This window comes from Desulfosarcina sp., from assembly GCF_041551955.1.
Classification (GTDB): Bacteria; Desulfobacterota; Desulfobacteria; order Desulfobacterales; family Desulfosarcinaceae; genus Desulfosarcina.
On the sequence record NZ_JBFELV010000592.1, the window covers coordinates 1 to 2,253 of the forward strand.

At 58.5% G+C, this 2,253-nt stretch carries 1 protein-coding gene; it reads right to left on the minus strand.

Annotated elements, in window-relative coordinates; translation table 11 throughout:
* Nucleotides 1–2,253, minus strand: a 2,253-nt coding sequence (locus ABYV26_RS24575; protein WP_372683983.1) for a vitamin B12-dependent ribonucleotide reductase, incomplete at both ends; no start/stop codon positions are given.

A 2,253-nucleotide genomic window follows, 5' to 3' on the forward strand; every position in this document is an offset into this window, starting at 1 on the left:
ATGCTGTTCCAATACCCGCGCGATCGCATCGGGAATGGAGAGCACCAGGCCCCCATTTTGAAAAACGGGGTGCTCGCCGCCGATTCCCTTGAGCTGGTCCACCACCTTGTCCACGGTAACGCCCGATCGAAAGGCCAGGGAGACCAGCCGTCCGATGGCCTCGGTCTTGGCCGTGGTGGACCGGCCCGATTTACCGATGGTGGCAAAGACCTCGAAAGGTTGGCCGTGGTAATCGGTCACCGTCACGTAGAGTTGCCCCAGTCCGGTCTTTACCCGGGTGGTAAATCCATTCAGGGTATCGGGCCGCTTGCGGACGGCGGTCATGAAGCCATCCGCCTCCTTTTTGTCGGTCGAAAAGGAGAGCACCTGGTTCTCCTTGCTGCCGTCCCGGTAGATGGTGACGCCCTTACAGCCCAGCTCCCAGGCCAGGTCGTAAATCTTCTGCACATCCGCCACCGTGGCGTCCCGGGCCAGGTTGACCGTCTTGGATACGGCGTTGTCCGTGTGTTTTTGAAAGGCCGCCTGCATGCGCAGATGCCATTCCGGTGAAATGTCGTGGGCGGTGACGAAAATCTGCTTCACCCTCTCCGGGATCTCGTCCATGTGGGCGATGGTTCCGGCTCCGGCAACAGCCTCCATGAGCGCCTCGGAGTAAAATCCTTGCCGTCGCGCCGCAGCCTCGAAGTGGGGATTGACCTCCGTGAGTCTGTCGTTGTCCATGACCGTACGTACGAAACTCAATGCAAAAAGCGGCTCGATGCCGGACGAGCAGTTGCTGATAATGCTCAGGGTTCCGGTAGGCGCGATGGTGGTGGTGGTGGCATTGCGATAGGCCGACAGGCTGTCACCGTGGTAACGGCTCTGTTCATAATTGGGAAACACCCCGCGCTGCTCGGCCAGGGCCAGAGAGGCCCGGTGGGATTCGGTCTGGATAAAACCCATGATTTCCTCCGCCACGTCCAGGGCCTTCTCGCTGTTGTAGGGAATGGCCAGCTGGAAAAGCAGATCGGCAAAACCCATGATTCCCAGACCGATCTTGCGGTTGCCTTTGACCATCGCGTCGATGGCCGGCAGGGGATAGCGGGACATGTCGATGGTGTTGTCCAAAAAGCGAACCGATGTCCACACGGTCTCTTTCAGGGCATCAAAATCGACCTTCGCCTCACCCTGATCGTCGACCACGAACTTGGATAGGTTGATGGACCCTAAGTTACAGGCTTCCATGGGCAGCAAGGGCTGCTCGCCGCAGGGGTTGGTGCTCTCGATCTCGCCCAATGCCGGCGTGGGGTTGTCCCGGTTAATGCGGTCGAGGAATACGATCCCCGGATCACCGTTTTTCCAGGCTTGTTGGATTAGCGCCGAATAGACCTCCCGGGCATTGAGTGTTCCCACCGTCTGGCGCCCCCGGGGATCCACCAGATCGTAATCGTCATCGGCTTTGACCGCCTCCATGAAGGCTTCGGTGATGCCCACCGAGATGTTGAAATTGTTCAACTCGGTATTGGTGGACTTGCAGTGGATGAATTCGATGATGTCCGGGTGATCCACGCGCAGGATGGCCATGTTGGCGCCACGGCGGGTCCCGCCCTGCTTGACCTGTTCGGTGGCCGTGTTGAAGATTTTCATGAAGGAAATGGGACCGGAGGCAATGCCGCCGGTGGTGCCGACCATGGAGTTCTTGGGCCGCAGCCGGGAGAACGAAAAGCCGGTGCCGCCGCCCGATTTATGGATTACAGCCGCATTTTTCAGCGAATCGAATATGCCCTCCATGCTGTCCTCGATGGGCAGCACAAAACAGGCCGCCAGCTGCCCCAGGCGCCTGCCGGCATTCATCAGGGTGGGCGAGTTGGGCAGAAACTTGAAATCGGTCATGAGGGCATAGAACTGCTCGGTGATCTTCTGGATGTCTGCGTTCTCGTCGTACATTTTCTCCGCCTGGGCGATATGCCGGGACACCCGGTGAAACATCTGGGCCGGGGTCTCCTGAATCCTGCCATCCGTATCCTTCTTCAGATAGCGCCGTTCCAGGACGGTTTTGGCGTTGGCGGAAAGGTCGATGCCGTTTCTGATGAACATGTCCCGGGTCAATCTCACCGGCCCTTGGGCATTCAGGCCGTATTCGGCCAGCTTGGCCTTGACCATCTCATCCACCATTGGAGAAGAAATGTGCCGAAGGTCCATGCGGTCGATGGTGGATCGAATGAATTGGGCGATCTCTTTGGCCTGACTCTTATTGACGACATTGGCGCCAAT